Genomic DNA, 16,157 nt, shown 5'->3' with positions numbered 1-16,157 from the left:
CCTGCGACCCTAACCGCCGGACGCGCATGGCACGATCGGACCCTGACACATTCAGCTTCCGGCACAGCGTCCGGTAACGAGCGTGGGGACCCCTCGCGATGGTGATGTTCTTGTTCCTGGTCGTCGCGCTGGCCGTCGTGGTCGCCGCGGTGTCCCTGGCCGTGGTGGGCGGCGGAGAGAGCGGCCCGCTGCCCGAGGCGGCGCCGGAACGGCTGCGGGACCCGCTGCCCGCGGACCGCCCGGTGCGCCGCGCGGACGTGGAGACCCTGCGCTTCCCGGTCACCCCGCGCGGCTACCGCATGGCGGACGTCGACGACGCGCTCGGCCGTCTCGCCGCCGAACTGGCCGAGCGGGACGCCCGCATCGCCGACCTGGAGTCCGCGCTGGCCGGCGCGAGAGCCGCCGCCGCGCACGCCCGCACCGACAAGAGCGACGAGGGGAACGAGCAGCGATGACCGCCGGAGCCGCCCTGGCCGGGCCGGACGGCGCGCTGCGCTGCCCCTGGGCCCTGTCCACCGAGGACTACGTGTCGTACCACGACGAGGAGTGGGGCCGCCCGGTCCACGGCGACGACGCCCTCTTCGAGCGGATCAGCCTGGAGGCCTTCCAGTCGGGCCTGTCCTGGATCACGATCCTGCGCCGCCGCCCGGGCTTCCGCGCGGCCTTCGCCGGCTTCCACATCGAGAAGGTCGCCGCCTTCACCGACGAGGACCGCGCGCGGCTGCTGGCCGACCCCGGCATCATCCGCAACCGCGCCAAGGTCGACGCGACCCTCGCCAACGCGCGCGTCCTCGCCGACTGGCCGGAGGGCGAGCTGGACGACCTCGTCTGGTCCCACGCCCCGGACCCGGCGGACCGCCCGGCCCCGAGGACCCTCGCCGACGTCCCCGCGATCACCCCAGAGTCCACGGCCCTGTCCAAGGCCCTGAAGAAGCGCGGCCTGCGGTTCGTCGGCCCGACGACGGCGTACGCCCTGATGCAGGCGTGCGGCCTGGTCGACGACCACCTGGAGACATGCGTGGCCAGGAGCGCCCGCTGAGGGGCGCGGGACCGCCTCCCGCTACCGGCCCAGGTACTTCGGGCGCTCCTTGTCCACGAACGCCTGCACGGCGATGCTGTGGTCCTCGGAGCGCCCGGCCCGGGTCTGCAGCTCGTCCTCCTTCTCCAGCGTCTCGGTCAGCGAGTGCGTCAGCCCGTACGCCACCGCCTCCTTGATCGCCGCGTACGCCACCGTCGGTCCCGCGGCCAGCGCCCGCGCCGTCCGCTCCGCCTCGGCGCGCAGCTCGGCGGCGGGGACGACCCGGTTGGCGATGCCCAGCTCCAGCGCCTCCTGGGCGCTGATGCTGCGCGGGAAGAGCAGCAGGTCGGCGGCGCGGCTCGGGCCGATCACCCGGGGCAGGGTCCAGGAGATCCCGGAGTCGGCGGTCAGCGCCACGCCGGCGAACGACGTGTTGAACGCGGCCGTGTCGGCCACCACCCGGTGGTCCGCGGCGAGCGCGAAACCGAACCCGGCGCCGGCGGCGACGCCGTTCACCGCCGCGACCACCGGCTTCGGCGCCCCGGCCAGGGCCCGCACGATCGGGTTGTAGTGCTCCCTGACCGTGCTCATCGTCTGCCCCGCCCCGGTCTCCCGGTCGCCGGCCAGCAGCCCGATGTGCTCCTTGAGGTCCTGGCCCACGCAGAACGCCCGGTCCCCGGCGGCGGTCAGCAGGATCGCCCGTACGGCCGTGTCCGAGGCCGCGGATTCCGCCGCCTCCCTGAGGGCGGTCTTCGTCGCGATGTTCAGCGCGTTCATCGCCTCCGGGCGGTTCAGCGTGATCGTCGCGAGTCCGTCGCTCACCTCGTAGAGCACGGTGTCGGCCATGGGGGTCCCCTCCGGTGTCGCGGCTGGTGACGTACCGCTCAGTACGCCCACGTCTGAGGACAGCATGACGGAGATCGCCACCCGGGAGCCGGACCGGACGTGTGACCTGCGTCAAAGAAAACCACGGTGGAGGCGGCCGGTGGAGGTCCGTGCGGTGGCGCAGTATCGCAGTCACATCGCCGAATTGAGTGGTTTTGCTCGCGCGCGTTGCCCAAGCGATGCCGACCGATGTTGGTCATCGGGTCCTGCGATGCGGGATAATGGCCTGGAAGCAATGTGTTCGATGCCGGTGTCGCGTGTCCGTTCCGGACGGCGGGTGCCTCCCTCCGGGAGGTGCCGGCAGACGATGAGCTGGTTTCAGGAAGGGGAACGAGCATGGCGGCCATGAAGCCGCGGACGGGTGATGGCCCGCTCGAGGTGACCAAGGAGGGGCGGGGCATCGTCATGCGCGTTCCGCTCGAAGGCGGCGGTCGACTCGTCGTCGAGCTGACCCCTGACGAGGCCGAGGCGCTTGGCGACGCCCTCAAGAAGGTCGTCGTCTGAGGTCCCAGCGATCAGTCCTTCCGGCTGCCCCGGCATCGTACGCGGTGTCGGGGCAGCCGCGTTCCGGGGTTCCCGCCTGCGGATCCACCGTGTGGGGCGGCTGCGGCGGCGCCCGCCGCGGGAGGCCCGGAGCGCCGGGCCGCGCCGCTCACCGCTTGACGGCGCAGAGCAGCCCGTCGCCCACCGGCAGCAGCGAGGGGATCAGCTCCGGGCTCTCCCGCACCGCGCGCAGCAGCTCCCGCAGCCGCAGCACCTCGGTCGGCTGCGGCCCCGAGTCGACGGTACGGCCGTTGGCGAAGACGCCCTCGAAGACCACCAGACCGCCGGGGCGCAGCAGACGCAACGATTCAGCGAGGTAGTCCAGGTACTCCAGCCGGTCCCCGTCGCAGAAGACGAGGTCGTAGCCGGCGTCCGCGAGACGCGGCAGGACGTCCAGGGCGGGCCCGGGGATGAAGCGGGCCCGGTTGCTGGCGAAGCCGCAGATGCGGAAGGCCTGCCGCGCGAACTGCTGGTGCTCCGGCTCCGGGTCCACCGTGGTGAGCACCCCGTCCGGCCGCATCCCGTGCAGCAGGTGCAGCCCGGACACCCCGCAGCCCGTGCCGATCTCCGCGACCGCCTTGGCGTCCACGGAGGCGGCGAGCAGTCCGAGCGCGGCGCCCGTGCCGGGCGACACCGAGCGCAGCCCTGCCTCGCGGGCCCGGTCACGGGCCCAGCGCAGCGCTTCGTCCTCGGCGACAAAGGCGTCGGCGAACGCCCAGCTCGTCTGCCGGTTGCCGGTAATGACCCTCTCCTGTCCCCTGGTTGCCTGGGCGTGACTGTATCCGTTGGCGTCGGGAACCCGCAGATGGGACCGGGCGTTTACAGGGAGGGACCGGTGGTCGGGGAAACGACGGGGGGCAGAGGTGGCACAGGAGGCCCAGCAACTGCTGACGCAGCAGTATGAGCCGTATCAGCGTGTATCAAATTCTCGTAAAACCGCTTATCCGGAGCTAACGGGCGAGGTGGCTATGGTAGGGGCTCCACTGGACACCACCAGAGCCGACAGGGGAGGTGCGGCCACACCCGGGGACCGGGGCGGAGTGCTGCGGCGCTTCCTCGGGTCGGCGGGCAGGCCGAGACCCGTGACCGACACCGCTGACAGCCCCGCCGCCTCTGCGGGCGGGACCCAGACCGCGACCTTCGCCACCGACGCGGACGGGCAGGCGTGGACCCCGCCCACGTGGGACGAGATCGTCAGCACCCACAGCGGCCGCGTCTACCGGCTGGCATACCGTCTGACGGGCAATCAGCACGACGCCGAGGACCTCACCCAGGAGGTCTTCGTCCGCGTCTTCCGCTCCCTGTCGACGTACTCGCCGGGCACCTTCGAGGGCTGGCTGCACCGCATCACCACGAACCTGTTCCTCGACATGGTGCGGCGCAAGCAGCGCATCCGCTTCGACGCCCTCGGCGAGGACGCGGCCGAGCGCCTGGCCAGCCGCGAGCCCAACCCGCAGCAGCTCTTCAACGACGCCCACTTCGACGCCGACGTCCAGCAGGCCCTGGACACCCTCGCACCCGAGTTCCGGGCCGCCGTCGTCCTGTGCGACATCGAGGGGCTGTCCTACGAGGAGATCGCCGCCACCCTGGGCGTCAAGCTCGGCACGGTCCGCTCCCGTATCCACCGCGGCCGGTCCCAGCTCCGCAAGGCCCTGGCGCACCGCTCCCCGGAGGCCCGCGCGGCCGAGCGGCGCTCCTTCCGGGCCCGGGTCCCCGCTCTGGGAGGAGGGGGCGCGACCGCGTGAGTGGATCTCGGCCGAAACCTGTCGAGGAGCCGCACCTCGCAGAGCAGCACCTGGGAGACCGGCTCTCCGCCCTGGTGGACGGCGAGCTGGGTCATGAGACGCGTGAACGGGTCCTCGCCCACCTGGCCACCTGCGCCCGCTGCAAGGCGGAGGCGGACGCCCAGCGCGCCCTGAAGAACGTGTTCGCGGAGGCGGCCCCGCCCCCGCCCTCGGCGAGCTTCCTGGCCCGTCTCCAGGGCCTCCCCGGGGGAGGTGACCCGGACGACGGCGGCACGCCGTCCCCCCGGGGCGGACTCCTCGGCGGAAGCCGCGACGCCACCACCGGCGGCGCCTTCGGCGTGAGGCGCGGCGGACACCTCCCGTTCGGATACGTCCCCGCCGGCGCCCACGGCTGGCCACCCACCCCCGAGGACCGTGCCGGAGCACCCGGGGACCGCGGCTTCCGCATCCATCCCGTCGGCCGCCCCGACGACGGCCGCCCGGCCTCGCGCGGCCTGCGGTTCGCGTTCGCCGCCGCCGGCGCCGTGTCGCTGGCCGCCGTCGCCCTCGGCGGCGTGACCACCGCCATCCCCGGCGACCTGGCCACGGACGCCCGCGGCGGCCCCGGCACCGGCAGCAACGTGACCCCGGCCCGTCCGGCGAGCGCCGGTGCGGGTGCGGGCGAGGCCACGCCGGACAGCCAGCGCCGCCGCCCGGTCGGACCGCTGCTCGCCCAGGGCGGTGCCCTGCTCGCTCCGGCCCCGGCGGCCCCGACCTCCCTGTCCGCTCCGCTGCTGCCCGGACTGCCGTCCGCCGGCGCGGCGCAGGCCCGGACCGGCACGGCGGGCGACCTGACGGCGCCGGTGCTGGCCGGCGTGGCCGCAGTGTCCCCGCTGATACGCCCGCTGGACCGGACCACGGCCTTCCCCGGCCTCCCGCTCGTCGACCGGACCGCACCCCTCGCGGCCACCGGCTCCGGTCTGCTGTCCACCGCCGACACCGACGCCACCCCCGCGGCCCCCACCACGTCCTCCGCCTCCCCCGTCGGGCCCCACCCGTCGCCCTGACCGGCCTCCGCGCCCCGGCGGCGCCGGCACGGAACTGACGGAAGTCTCACCTCGAAGCGGTACCGGTCGGACAGGAACGCCGGGTACCGTTGAGCGACCGAGGACTCGCAAGGAGCGTCAGGTGTTCAATGGCATAGGACCACTCGAGCTGGTGACGATCATCGTGCTCGCCGTGCTCGTCTTCGGTCCGGACAAGCTCCCGAAGGTGATCCAGGACGTGACGCGCACGATCCGGAAGATCCGCGAGTTCTCGGAGAGCGCCAAGCACGACATCCGCCAGGAACTGGGCCCCGAATTCAAGGACTTCGAGTTCGAGGACCTCAACCCCAAGACCTACCTCCGCAAGCAACTGGACAACGAGGACCTGGGGCTGAAGGAGATCCGCAACGGCTTCGACCTGAAGAAGGAGATGGCCGAGGTCACGGACGCGGTCAACGGCCGCGACGGCGAGTCGTCCGCCGCGTCGTCGTCCTCATCGGCCTCCTCGTCCGGTGGGCGCATCGACATGACCAAGAAGCCCGAGGCGCCCGGCGGGGACGAACGCCCGGTCTTCGACGCGGACGCCACCTGACGACCGCCGCCCCACGCCGACACGCGCATGCGGGCGCATCCCGCGCACGTGACGCGTTTCATAACGCACACCCGTCTCACTCGGCCTGAACAGGCCGTTCGCGTGACCCACGCAGCCGGCGCCTGCCCTGCCGCTCTCAGCGGTGTGGATATGCTGCCGAGTTGTTGTGCGGACCGGACACGTACGCCCGAAGGGGGGCGGGCGACCCCGGTCCGACGAGAGCGAGGAGGCGTCCGGGCAGATGGAGACGACGAGTCGGGTGGGCGCGCAGCCGCCGGCCGCGGAGGGTGGACAGCAGCTCCCCTCCGCCCGGCGTACGGTCGACGGTTACCTGCGGGCGCCCTTCCCGTGGTACGGCCTCGACGAGGCGTTCACGGGGCCGCGCTGGCTGATGCAGGTCGGCGCGGCGGCCGACGGCGCCGTCGAGCACGGTTCGATCGGGCACGGTGACGAGCCGTCCGTGCGCGGTGATTCCGGTTCCGCCGGTGAACCGCGGGAGAAGTTCGCGGTCGTGGTGACCGTCGCCGCGCAGCCGTCCCGGCGCAGCGCCGACGGTACGGGGCTGCTGGAGGCGACGTCGGTGTCCTCGGCGGCGTGGCTGGCCCGGGGTGGGGCTGCTGTCCTTCACCTGGCCCGGGCAGATGGACCACAGCCTGCGGGACGACTGGCTGGACCAGCAGACCGAGACCGCGTGGGCTCTGGCCGACGACCTCGACGGACCGGAGTGGTCCAGACTCTCCCTGCCGGTGGACGGGGTCGCGGCCTCGTTCTGTTACCGGGAGTCGGAGTTCGGCTGGGTGCTGGCCGGCACGACCGGGGCGGGCGTGCATCTGGGCGCGTACGGGCGGGGGATGAGCGCGTACGGGCTCGGGTTCGCCGTGGTGAAGGACATCGGCGCCTACGCATGACGAAGGGGCGCCGACCGCAACCGGCGCCCCCCTGCACCACAGGACACGTGCGGGTCAGGGCACTTGACGATGCGGCGGGCGACTCGCCGCCACCCGCCGCCGAGGGACTGCCGTCCGGCGAGGGAGTCGGCCGCCCGTCGGTGGGACGCCGCCCGTCGAGGAGCCGGCCGCCCGTCGGTGGGACGCCGCCCGCCGAAGGGACGTCGTCCGACGAGGAGCGCGGCGCCCTCCCGAGGGAGCCCGGCGCCCTCCTGGGGTCGTCAGAACTTGTTCTTCGGTGTGATCCCCAGGGACAGACCCGACAGCCCCCGCTGCCTGCCGCCCAGCTTCCCGGCGATGGCCCGCAGCGCGCTGCCCGCCGGGGAGGCCGGGTCGGTCAGGACCACCGGCTTGCCCTCGTCGCCGCCCTCGCGGAGGCGGACGTCGATCGGGATGCTGCCGAGGACCGGGACGGTCGTACCCGTCGTCCGGGTGAGGCCGTCGGCGACCCGCTGGCCGCCGCCCGTGCCGAAGACGTCGACCATCTCGCCGCAGTGCGGGCAGGGCAGGCCGGACATGTTCTCGACCACGCCGACGATCTTCTGGTGGGTCTGCACGGCGATGGAGCCCGCGCGCTCGGCCACCTCGGCCGCCGCCTGCTGCGGGGTCGTCACCACCAGGATCTCGGCGTTCGGGACGAGCTGGGCCACCGAGATCGCGATGTCACCGGTGCCCGGCGGGAGGTCGAGCAGGAGCACGTCGAGATCGCCCCAGTAGACGTCCGCGAGGAACTGCTGGAGCGCGCGGTGCAGCATCGGGCCGCGCCAGACGACGGGGGCGTTGCCCGGGGTGAACATGCCGATCGAGATGACCTTCACGCCGTGCGCGGACGGCGGCATGATCATGTTCTCGACCTGGGTGGGACGACCGTCGGCGCCCAGCATGCGCGGCACGCTGTGGCCGTAGATGTCGGCGTCGACCACGCCCACCTTGAGGCCGTCGGCCGCCATCGCCGCGGCCAGGTTGACCGTCACGGAGGACTTGCCGACGCCACCCTTGCCGGAGGCGACCGCGTAGACCCGGGTGAGGCTGCCCGGCTTGGCGAAGGGCACCTCGCGCTCGGTCTGGCCGCCGCGCAGGGCGTTCGCAAGCTCCTTGCGCTGCTCGTCGCTCATCACGTCGAGGGTGACGTCGACACGGGTGACGCCCTCGACCCGCGAGACCGCGTCGGTGACGCGCTGCGTGATGGTCTCGCGCATCGGGCAGCCGGACACGGTCAGGTACACGGTGACCGCGACCGCTCCGTCCGCGCCGATCTCCACCGACTTGACCATCCCCAGTTCGGTGATCGGGCGGTTGATCTCGGGGTCGTTCACCGTCGCCAGTGCCTCGCGCACCGCGTCTTCCGTAGCCATAAGGACGATGGTACGGCGCGCCGAGGGGCCCGCGGGTAGCCCCTCAGCGGTCGTCTGCGTCACGTCCCGGTGACCGTTCCGCCCGCTCTGCCGGGAATACGACGTGACCGTCGTGGCGTCTGCGCTCCTCCAGCTCCTTCACCACGTCCTGAAGCTCCGAGCGGATCCAGTCACGGGTGGCGACCTCGCCGAGGCCCATGCGCAGCGCGGCCACCTCCCGGGTCAGGTACTCGGTATCGGCGATGGACCGCTCGTTCTGCTTGCGGTCCTGCTCCAGGTTGACCCGGTCGCGGTCGTCCTGCCGGTTCTGCGCCAGCAGGATCAGCGGGGCCGCGTAGGACGCCTGGAGCGACAGCATCAGCGTCAGGAAGATGAACGGGTAGTTGTCGAACCGCAGATGGGCGGGCGCGGCGATGTTCCACACCACCCAGGCGATGATGACGATCGTCATCCAGACGATGAAGCGTCCCGTGCCCAGGAACCGGGCGATCCGCTCCGACAGCCGGCCGAAGGCCTCCGGGTCCCACTCGGGCAGCATCCGGTGGCGCGGCGTGCGGGGCTGGTCCAGCCGGGCACCGCGGGGCCGGCCGGCGGCCGTGGCGCCCGCCGGATGACGCTCCCGGGTCCCGGTCTCGCGCTCAGGAGCCATGCGTGGGCGCCTCCTTTCCCTCGTCCAGGTGGAACTCCGTCTCCCGCCAGTCGTCGGGCAGCATGTGGTCCAGTACGTCGTCCACGGTCACCGCGCCGAGCAGCGACCCGGACTCGTCGACGACGGGCGCCGCCACCATGTCGTACGTGGCGAAGAACCCGGCGATGACCGGCAGCGCGGCGCCCGGGGCCAGCGGCTGGAGGTCGTCGTCGACCAGCGAGCTGACCAGCGTGTACGGGGGGTCGCGCAGCAGCCGCTGGAAGTGCACCGTGCCCAGGTACTTGCCGGTCGGGGTCTCGTCCGGCGGGCGGCAGACGTAGACCTGGGCGGCGAGGGCGGGGGACAGGTCCGGGTTGCGGACCCGGGCGAGCGCGTCGGCGACGGTGGCGTCCGGGCGCAGCACGATCGGTTCGGTGGTCATCAGACCGCCGGCCGTGTGCTCCTCGTACGACATCAGGCGCCGCACGTCGGCCGCGTCGGCGGGCTTCATCAGGCTCAGCAGCCGCTCCTTGTCCTCCTCGGGCAGCTCCGAGAGCAGGTCGGCCGCGTCGTCGGGGTCCATCGCCTCCAGCACGTCCGCCGCGCGCTCCTCCTTCAGCTTGCCGAGGATCTCGATCTGGTCATCCTCGGGCAGCTCCTCCAGGACGTCCGCGAGCCGGTCGTCGTCCAGGGCGGCGGCGACCTCGGCGCGCCGCTTGGCGGAGAGGTGGTGCAGGACGTTGGCGAGGTCGGCGGGGCGCAACTGCTCGAAGGTGGCGAGCAGGCTCTCGGCGCCCTGCCCGTGCTCCTCCAGGGAGAACCCGGTGACGGCCGACCACTCGGCGGTCAGCGTCTCGCCCTTGGCCCGCCGGAACGCCCCGGCCTTGCGTCCCTTGCGCAGGAAGACCCGGTCGACCTCCCAGTCCCGGCGGGCGGGCAACTGCTGCACGGACACGTCGAGGACGCTGACCTCCTCACCGGTCTCCACCAGGGTCACGCGCCGGTCCAGCAGTTCGCCGAAGACCAGCCGCTCGGTGGGCCGCTGCTCGAAACGGCGGACGTTGAGCACGCCGGTGGTGATGACCTGGCCGGACTCGATGCCGGTGATCCGGGTCATGGGCAGGAAGATCCGGCGCCGGGTGGACAGCTCGACGACCAGCCCGAGGACGCGCGGGGGCCGTCTGCCCACACGCAGCATGACGACCAGGTCGCGGACGCGGCCCACCTGGTCGCCTGCCGGATCGAAGACGGGGACCCCGGCGATGTGCGAGACGAAGATCCGGGGGGCGCCGGCTGCCATGGCTCTGCTTCCTTTGCCTGGGACAGGAGGGATTGCTGGGTGTGTGATCTGCTCGGATCTACCCGCTCGGGTGCGCTTCAGGCTAGCTCCTACCGGTCGGATACGCCCTGGTGGGCGGTCCGGACGGTCCGGCTCCATGGGGTGGACGGGGCACCGGTACGCTGCGGTACGCCGCTCAGGAACCGTCAGAAAGGCAGCTCCACCTGTGACTGCGATTCCCCGGGGCCGTACCCGCCGCACCGCGCTGGTGACCGTGACCTGCGCGCTGGCCCTGACAGGGGCGATGGTGCTGGCAGGGTGCGGCGGCGGCGACGATCCGGACGCGGGGACCAACGGGGTGGGCAAGCTGCCCGCCGGCAAGATCCAGTCCAGGACGCGGGCGGCGGCGGAGGGTGCGGCGGCGGTACGGCTGTCGGGGACCGTGGTGACCAGCGGCCGTACGTACCGGCTGGACATGCGGCTCAAGGCCGGCGGCGGGACCGGCTCGGTGACCTCGCAGGGGGCGGCCTTCAGGCTGCTGCGCATCGGGCAGGAGCTGTATCTGAAGGCCGGCCCGGACTTCTGGGACCACGCCGACGGCGACGGTGGCGGCGACGGCGCGGTCGGCAAGCTCGACGGCAAGTACGTGAAGGTGCCGCAGGGGGACCCCGCGTACAGGAAGTTCAGCGGCTTCACGGACAAGGACGTCCTCCTCGACGGTCTGCTGACGCTGCACGGCACGCTGGCGACGGAAGGCCACCACGACCAGGCGGGCACCCCCACGATCCGCATCACCGGCGACAAGGGCTCCGGCGGCACGCTCGACGTGTCCCTCCAGGGCACGCCGTACCCGCTGCGCCTGGTCCGCGCCGGCGGCGCGGGCACACTCCGCTTCTCCGACTGGGGCGAGAACTTCGCCCTCACGAAGCCGTCCGCGTCGGACACGGTGGACTACGGCAAGCAGCTACCGGCGTCCTGAGCGGCCGGAGGCGGACTCATGGCCGGTCCGGGCGGGGCCCCGCGGCACCGGTGACCACCGACGCCCTGCGGCGCCCGGCGGCCGGCCGTCCCACCCGGGCGGCCCGGACCGGGCAGCAGCGCACCCGGGACCGGCCGTCCGGATCCTCGCGGGATCGCGAGCGCGGCGACCGGACCCGGCCCGGTCCGGCCGAAGGCCCCGCACGCGGCGCCGGCCGAGCGGTCCCGCGGTCCCGGACGCGGTTCGCGGTGCGCACGGGCCGTCGCCCGCGCCTCACTTCCTCTTCCGCCGCTTGAGCAGCAGCTTCGGCAGGGCCGCCGGGACCGGTCTGCGGGTCGTCGCCGGCGTCGGGACCGGACGTTCCGCCAGACTGCCGGAGGGCAACGGCTGCCCGGCCCCCGCCGGCGCCAGACGCAGCACCCGGCATTCACGGGCCCAGCGGGCCGGCATCCGCTCGCCGTCGGAGGCGTTGAGCCGCTTGCCCTTCAGCTCGGCGACGGCCGCCTCCCACTCCGGGGACCCGGACGCCAGCTCGGTCACGGTCACCGGGAACGTCACCAGCCGGCCGCCCTTGTCCTTGCTGCGCACGGTCACCTCGGCGGAGCCCCCGTCGGCCAGCGCCTCCAGCGGCTGCTCACCGGGCCCGTCGCCGACCAGGCACACGGCGCCCTCGTGCCACACGTGCCACAGCGCACGCGCGGCCGGCGCACCGGCGCCCCTGACCCAGACGAGGCCGGACTTCTTCGCGGCCTCCTCGATGAGGGCCCGGTCGAGCAGCTCACTAGTCATGCGCCCCAGCCTATCCAGGCCGCCCAGGCCCGCTCACAGCCAGCCGTTGCGCTTCAGCGTGCGGTGGATGCCCAGACACAGGACGACCGTGACTCCCATGATCGCCGGGTACCCGTACTTCCAGTGCAGCTCGGGCATGTGGTCGAAGTTCATGCCGTAGACGCCGCAGACCATCGTCGGTACGGCGATGATGGCCGCCCACGCGGTGATCTTGCGCATGTCCTCGTTCTGCGCGACGGACGCCTGGGCGAGGTTGGCCTGGAGGATGGAGTTGAGGAGTTCGTCGAAGCCCATGACCTGCTCCTGCACCCGGGCCAGGTGGTCGGCGACGTCCCGGAAGTACTTCTGGATGTCGGGGTCGATCAGCCGCATGGGCCGCTCGCTCAGCAGTTGCATCGGCCGCAGCAGTGGTGCCACCGCACGCTTGAACTCCAGCACCTCGCGCTTGAGTTGGTAGATCCGCGCCGAGTCCACACCGCGGGAGACGCCGCCCTTGCGACCCGGTGAGAAGACCTCGGTCTCGACCTCGTCGATGTCGTCCTGCACCGCGTCGGCGACGGCGATGTAACCGTCCACGACATGGTCGGCGATGGCGTGCAGCACGGCCGACGGGCCCTTGGCGAGCAGCTCCGGGTCGTCCTGGAGCCGGTGCCGCAGGGCCCGCAGGGAGCCCTGGCCGCCGTGCCGGACGGTGATGAAGAAGTCCCGGCCGGTGAAGCACATGACCTCACCGGTCTCGACGACCTCGCTGTTGGCGGTGAGCCGGTCGTGCTCGACGTAGTGGATGGTCTTGAAGACGGTGAACAGCGAGTCGTCGTACCGCTCGAGCTTGGGCCGCTGGTGGGCCTGCACGGCGTCCTCGACGGCCAGCGGGTGCAGCCCGAACTCGCCCGCGATACCGGCGAATTCGGCCTCGGTCGGCTCGTGCAGACCGATCCAGACGAAGCCGCCGTCACGGCGCACCAGCCGCATCGCCTCGTGCGGGGTCAGCGGCGTGGGGGTCGGCACCCGGGCGCCGTCGCGGTAGACCGCGCAGTCGACGACGGCCGAGGGCGTGCCCGGGTCGCGTGTGGTGTCGTACGAGGTGCTCGCGTCCTTGCGCAGCGAGACACGGGACGACGGGCGGACCACGGCGCGCAGGTCGCGGATCATCGACATGGGCGGGCTCCTTCGCGGGCGGGAGCGAAAGCGCGCGGCGACGGGTGGAACTGCCCGGAATGGGGACGTCCTGACTGCGGATGTTTGGCACGTCCACAAAGCGGGGAGCACCGCACCGTCGCGGTGGCGGCTTCGCTACTGATGCAGAACTGATTCAGGTCAGACAGATCAGGCAAAGCGAGACGAAGTGCTCTTCCGAACGACGACGCGAAAGGGAAGGCGACGGCCAGCCGGTAATTCAGATCAGCAGCCGGAAGAGCGAGTGGTACTGCACGGTCGACTTCGATCCATGACAGCCCCACCTCCTCCGGCCGGTCCCTCGTAAGGGAGTCTCAACGGCGCCGGGACTCGACAGCGAGTCCGCCGGCGCCTGGAGGGCCTGGGGCACCCCTGACGGCGTGCTGCCCCGAACCACCGGCTCAGAGTACCAGCCGCCCGTACTGTCAAGGCGCCGCTTTGCCCGCGGCTGACGAGTTCTATGCTCGGCGCATGGCTGATGTTCTCCCCTTGGTCGAGGCCCGGTTGAGCAGCGCGCTGGGCGAGCCGGACGCCCGGGCCGCGGTCACCTTCCTCGGCACCGACCGCATCGAGGTGCTCCGCTTCCACGAGGGGGACGTCGTCCGGTACGCCACCTGTGGCATGTCCGCACACCCCATGACCGATCCCACGGCGATGCTCGCCGACCCGGTCGCGGGGCCCCGCGCCGAACTGGTCCTGTCCGTCCGCGCGGGCCGCGCCGACACCGACAAGGCGCTCCGCCCGCTCGCCGTGCTGGCCGCCTCCCCCCAGGTGGAGGGTCTGGTGGTGGCGCCGGGTGCCTCGCTGGACGTGGGCGGGCCGCTGTGGCCCGGCGCCCCCTTCACCTCGGTGCTGGTGGGCGAGTCCGGCGGGCTGGTCGAGGACCTGGAGCTGGATGCCCCGATGGATCCCGTACGGTTCCTGCCGCTGCTGCCGATGACCCCGAACGAGGCCGCCTGGAAGCGGGTGCACGGCGCCCAGGCCCTCCAGGAACGCTGGCTCGCGCACGGGACGGACCTGAGGGATCCCGCCCGCCGGTCCGTCCCGCTCGACTGACGCCGCGCGCGCCGGTCCCGCCGGCGCGAGGGCGGGATCCGGTCGGTCGGCGAAGACGGCGACGCCGTCCTCGGCGGCGGAGCAGGGACACCTGGCCGGCGGTGGCGTGCAGGCCCTGCGCGATGGAGGGCAGGATCGGGTCGACGAGGCCGATGCCCACACCGCCTTGGGCTGCCGCAGGAGGTCACCGGCTCCCGCGTCGAAGGGGTCCATGTGCTTCTCCCGTCCTCGGCAGATGGTTGGTATATGCACGCGGTAAGTTAGGGCGGCTAATTAATGCAAATTACATCTATAAGCTTCCGGCCGGTCCGCGGCCGGCTCTTCCGCCCGGACGGGTGATCGTCCTTGACGCGGGCGGGCAGGGGTAGGACCGTGGAGCCCTATGAGGGGCGAACCCAGTTGCCCGAGGTGTGGTGGCCGGGTCAGGGCTCCCGGCCTCTTCGCCGATTCGTGGCAGTGCTCCGTGCACGGCACGGTCCATCCGCTACAGCCCGTGATCCCGCCCAGCGTCGAGGCGCTCAACGTCGTCGTGCACCGCACGCAGGTGCCGGTCTGGATGCCGTGGCCGCTGCCGGTCGGATGGCTGTTCACCGGCGTCACGTATGCCGGGGACGACCGCAGCGGCGGCCGTGCGACCGCCGTGGCCTGCTCGGGTCCCGGTCCGCTCGGCGGGCCGGGCGAGATGATCCTGATCGCCGAGGAACTCGGTGTCGGCCTCGGCGCGCGCTACGCCGGCATCGACGGCCCGGACCCGGGGTCGTACATGAACGTGGAGAAGCCGCCACAGGCCAAGGTCCTGGCAGCGGGCCGCCCCACCCCCCTCTGGCACGTCTTCCGCACCCCCGACGATCGTGCCGTCTTCGCCGGCGAGGCGCTCGGCATGTGGCTGTGGGCGGTGATGTGGCCGGAGCAGTCGGGTCTGCTCATGTACGACGAGCTGGTGCTGACCGATCTGCGGGACGCGGGCGCGGAGATCGACCTGGTGCCGTGCGGGGCGTTGTCGCCGCGCTTGCTCCGGCCGTAGCGGCCCGGTCTCCGTTCGAGGGCGGCTGCGGGTCCACGGTGAGGGATCTCCGTCCGTGGGGCGACTGCGGGCCGTGGTGGGCCGGTCGCGCGGTTCTCCGCGCCCCTCGGGGAGTTGGCGTGGTGTCCCTCAGGAGGGCGGCGTAGGGGGCGCTGGGGGCCTGCGGGTGTGACAGGCAGGTCCGGAAACCCGGCTATCCTTAGGCGTCCCGTTCCCTTCCGTCACCCGCCTGGAGTCGTCGTGCGCATCGATCTGCACTGTCACTCCACGGCCTCCGACGGTACGGACACGCCGGCCGAGCTGGTGCGGGCCGCCGCCGCGGCCGGACTGGACGTCGTCGCACTGACCGATCACGACACCACCCGTGGGTACGGCGAGGCGATCGCCGCGCTGCCCGAGGGGCTCACCCTGGTCACCGGCGCCGAGCTGTCCTGCCGGATCGACGGCGTCTCGATGCACCTGCTGGCCTACCTCTTCGACCCCGAGGAGCCCGCCCTGCTCGCCGAGCGCGAACTGGTCCGGGACGACCGGGTGCCGCGGGCCCAGGGCATGGTCGCCAAGCTGAACGCGCTGGGCGTGCCGGTCACCTGGGAACAGGTCGAGCGGATCGCCGCCGGCGGCTCGGTGGGCCGTCCGCACGTGGCGTCCGCACTGGTCGAGCTGGGAGTCGTGCCGACGGTGAGCGACGCGTTCACCGAAGAATGGCTGGCCGACGGCGGACGGGCGTTCGTGGCGAAGCACGAGACCGACCCGTTCGAGGCGATCCAACTGGTCAAGGCCGCGGGCGGAGTCTGCGTGTTCGCGCACCCCGCCGCCGCCAAGCGCGGCCGTACCGTGCCGGAGGCCCGCATCGCGGAGCTGGCCGAGGCCGGTCTGGACGGCGTCGAGGTCGACCACATGGACCACGACCAGGACGCCCGGACCCGGCTGCGGGACCTCGCCAAGGACCTCGGACTGCTGGTCACGGGCTCCTCGGACTACCACGGCAGCCGCAAGACCGTGACGCTCGGCGCGTACACGACCGACCCCGAGGTGTACGGGGAGATCACGCGGCGGGCGACGGGCGCCTTCCCGGTGCCGGGCACCGGCGGAGCCTGACGGCCCCAAGGGCCCGCC

Annotated in this window: 17 protein-coding genes and 2 pseudogenes; 11 read left to right on the top strand and 8 right to left on the bottom strand. The window is 72.6% G+C overall.

Features of this window, described 5'->3' with window-relative positions:
* The first annotated feature begins 98 nt into the window (after nt 1-98).
* Entirely contained in the window at nt 99-455 is a 357-nt protein-coding gene (locus tag D9753_RS12370) for a DivIVA domain-containing protein (protein ID WP_121787069.1), read from the top strand.
* Nucleotides 452-1,039: a DNA-3-methyladenine glycosylase I gene (locus D9753_RS12365; RefSeq protein WP_121787068.1), complete on the top strand. Its 588-nt coding sequence runs from the start codon at nt 452-454 to the stop codon at nt 1,037-1,039. The genes D9753_RS12370 and D9753_RS12365 overlap by 4 nt, the downstream gene beginning before the upstream one ends.
* 21 nt (nt 1,040-1,060) lie before the next feature.
* Here the strand turns inward: D9753_RS12365 and chcB are convergent, their stop codons facing one another.
* Nucleotides 1,061-1,864, bottom strand: coding sequence for a 2-cyclohexenylcarbonyl CoA isomerase (gene chcB, locus D9753_RS12360; protein WP_121787067.1), 804 nt, complete (start codon nt 1,862-1,864; stop codon nt 1,061-1,063).
* 375 nt (nt 1,865-2,239) lie between these two features.
* Between chcB and D9753_RS12355 the strand changes: the two genes are divergently transcribed.
* Nucleotides 2,240-2,407: a DUF3117 domain-containing protein gene (locus D9753_RS12355; protein WP_018544333.1), complete on the top strand. Its 168-nt coding sequence runs from the start codon at nt 2,240-2,242 to the stop codon at nt 2,405-2,407.
* Between the two features lie 148 nt (nt 2,408-2,555).
* On the opposite strand, the gene D9753_RS12350 is transcribed toward D9753_RS12355, so the two are convergent.
* Nucleotides 2,556-3,251 (bottom strand): O-methyltransferase, encoded by a 696-nt coding sequence (locus D9753_RS12350; protein ID WP_121787066.1) that lies wholly within the window; start codon nt 3,249-3,251, stop codon nt 2,556-2,558.
* A 235-nt stretch (nt 3,252-3,486) separates the two neighbouring features.
* On the opposite strand from D9753_RS12350, the gene sigE reads away from it, so the two are divergent.
* From sigE to D9753_RS12330, 4 genes and pseudogenes are all read left to right on the top strand, one after another.
* Entirely contained in the window at nt 3,487-4,191 is a 705-nt protein-coding gene (sigE, locus tag D9753_RS12345) for an RNA polymerase sigma factor SigE (protein ID WP_121787065.1), read from the top strand.
* Complete coding sequence (locus D9753_RS12340; protein WP_163010687.1) at nt 4,188-5,237, top strand: zf-HC2 domain-containing protein; 1,050 nt, start codon at nt 4,188-4,190, stop codon at nt 5,235-5,237. Before sigE ends, D9753_RS12340 begins: the two co-directional genes overlap by 4 nt.
* 121 nt (nt 5,238-5,358) lie before the next feature.
* On the top strand, nt 5,359-5,808 hold the full coding sequence (locus D9753_RS12335; RefSeq protein ID WP_121787064.1) for a sec-independent translocase: 450 nt from the start codon (nt 5,359-5,361) through the stop codon (nt 5,806-5,808).
* A gap of 241 nt (nt 5,809-6,049) precedes the next feature.
* Nucleotides 6,050-6,716, top strand: a pseudogene (locus D9753_RS12330) (hypothetical protein).
* A gap of 260 nt (nt 6,717-6,976) precedes the next feature.
* On the opposite strand, the gene D9753_RS12325 reads toward D9753_RS12330, so the two are convergent.
* Genes D9753_RS12325 through D9753_RS12315 form a run of 3 tightly spaced genes read right to left on the bottom strand, consistent with a single transcriptional unit; the run spans nt 6,977 to nt 10,038 of the window.
* Nucleotides 6,977-8,110: an Mrp/NBP35 family ATP-binding protein gene (locus D9753_RS12325; protein ID WP_121787063.1), complete on the bottom strand. Its 1,134-nt coding sequence runs from the start codon at nt 8,108-8,110 to the stop codon at nt 6,977-6,979.
* 43 nt (nt 8,111-8,153) lie between these two features.
* Nucleotides 8,154-8,759, bottom strand: coding sequence for a DUF1003 domain-containing protein (locus tag D9753_RS12320; protein ID WP_121787062.1), 606 nt, complete (start codon nt 8,757-8,759; stop codon nt 8,154-8,156).
* A complete protein-coding gene (locus tag D9753_RS12315) occupies nt 8,749-10,038 on the bottom strand; it encodes a magnesium transporter MgtE N-terminal domain-containing protein (RefSeq protein ID WP_121787061.1) in 1,290 nt (429 codons plus the stop codon). Before D9753_RS12315 ends, D9753_RS12320 begins: the two co-directional genes overlap by 11 nt.
* 205 nt (nt 10,039-10,243) lie before the next feature.
* On the opposite strand from D9753_RS12315, the gene D9753_RS12310 reads away from it, so the two are divergent.
* Entirely contained in the window at nt 10,244-10,996 is a 753-nt protein-coding gene (locus D9753_RS12310) for a hypothetical protein (RefSeq protein ID WP_205614130.1), read from the top strand.
* A 273-nt stretch (nt 10,997-11,269) separates the two neighbouring features.
* On the opposite strand, the gene D9753_RS12305 is transcribed toward D9753_RS12310, so the two are convergent.
* Both D9753_RS12305 and D9753_RS12300 read right to left on the bottom strand, forming a co-directional pair.
* Complete coding sequence (locus tag D9753_RS12305; RefSeq protein WP_121787060.1) at nt 11,270-11,785, bottom strand: hypothetical protein; 516 nt, start codon at nt 11,783-11,785, stop codon at nt 11,270-11,272.
* Nucleotides 11,786-11,818: 33 nt separating this feature from the next.
* Nucleotides 11,819-12,943, bottom strand: coding sequence for a magnesium and cobalt transport protein CorA (locus D9753_RS12300; RefSeq protein ID WP_121787059.1), 1,125 nt, complete (start codon nt 12,941-12,943; stop codon nt 11,819-11,821).
* Between the two features lie 489 nt (nt 12,944-13,432).
* Between D9753_RS12300 and D9753_RS12295 the strand changes: the two genes are divergently transcribed.
* On the top strand, nt 13,433-14,017 hold the full coding sequence (locus D9753_RS12295; RefSeq protein WP_121787058.1) for a suppressor of fused domain protein: 585 nt from the start codon (nt 13,433-13,435) through the stop codon (nt 14,015-14,017).
* 79 nt (nt 14,018-14,096) lie between these two features.
* Here D9753_RS12295 and D9753_RS12290 read toward each other — a convergent pair.
* Nucleotides 14,097-14,230: pseudogene (locus D9753_RS12290) on the bottom strand (MFS transporter); the annotation flags it as partial.
* A 169-nt stretch (nt 14,231-14,399) separates the two neighbouring features.
* On the opposite strand from D9753_RS12290, the gene D9753_RS12285 reads away from it, so the two are divergent.
* The gene (locus tag D9753_RS12285) at nt 14,400-15,041 is read left to right on the top strand and encodes a DUF6758 family protein (RefSeq protein WP_121787057.1); all 642 of its coding nucleotides are present in this window, start codon (nt 14,400-14,402) and stop codon (nt 15,039-15,041) included.
* Nucleotides 15,042-15,281: 240 nt separating this feature from the next.
* Nucleotides 15,282-16,139 carry a PHP domain-containing protein gene (locus D9753_RS12280; protein WP_121787056.1) on the top strand — a complete coding sequence of 286 codons (858 nt, stop codon included), beginning with the start codon at nt 15,282-15,284 and terminating at the stop codon, nt 16,137-16,139.
* Nucleotides 16,140-16,157 lie beyond the last annotated feature (18 nt).

It is taken from the genome of Streptomyces dangxiongensis, assembly GCF_003675325.1.
Taxonomy (GTDB): Bacteria; Actinomycetota; Actinomycetes; order Streptomycetales; family Streptomycetaceae; genus Streptomyces; species Streptomyces dangxiongensis.
The sequence above is the reverse complement of the archived record's forward strand: the minus strand, read 5'-3'. Positions and strand labels throughout refer to the sequence as shown.

Excerpts from the sequence above, each read along its gene's own strand:
- D9753_RS12300 (WP_121787059.1), bottom strand. The coding sequence starts at position 12,943 with ATGTCGATGATCCGCGACCTGCGCGCCGTGGTCCGCCCGTCGTCCCGT.
- D9753_RS12320 (WP_121787062.1), bottom strand. The coding sequence starts at position 8,759 with ATGGCTCCTGAGCGCGAGACCGGGACCCGGGAGCGTCATCCGGCGGGC.
- D9753_RS12370 (WP_121787069.1), top strand. The coding sequence starts at position 99 with ATGGTGATGTTCTTGTTCCTGGTCGTCGCGCTGGCCGTCGTGGTCGCC.
- D9753_RS12325 (WP_121787063.1), bottom strand. The coding sequence starts at position 8,110 with ATGGCTACGGAAGACGCGGTGCGCGAGGCACTGGCGACGGTGAACGAC.
- D9753_RS12365 (WP_121787068.1), top strand. The coding sequence starts at position 452 with ATGACCGCCGGAGCCGCCCTGGCCGGGCCGGACGGCGCGCTGCGCTGC.
- D9753_RS12315 (WP_121787061.1), bottom strand. The coding sequence starts at position 10,038 with ATGGCAGCCGGCGCCCCCCGGATCTTCGTCTCGCACATCGCCGGGGTC.
- D9753_RS12355 (WP_018544333.1), top strand. The coding sequence starts at position 2,240 with ATGGCGGCCATGAAGCCGCGGACGGGTGATGGCCCGCTCGAGGTGACC.
- D9753_RS12285 (WP_121787057.1), top strand. The coding sequence starts at position 14,400 with ATGAGGGGCGAACCCAGTTGCCCGAGGTGTGGTGGCCGGGTCAGGGCT.
- D9753_RS12295 (WP_121787058.1), top strand. The coding sequence starts at position 13,433 with ATGGCTGATGTTCTCCCCTTGGTCGAGGCCCGGTTGAGCAGCGCGCTG.
- D9753_RS12305 (WP_121787060.1), bottom strand. The coding sequence starts at position 11,785 with ATGACTAGTGAGCTGCTCGACCGGGCCCTCATCGAGGAGGCCGCGAAG.
- chcB (WP_121787067.1), bottom strand. The coding sequence starts at position 1,864 with ATGGCCGACACCGTGCTCTACGAGGTGAGCGACGGACTCGCGACGATC.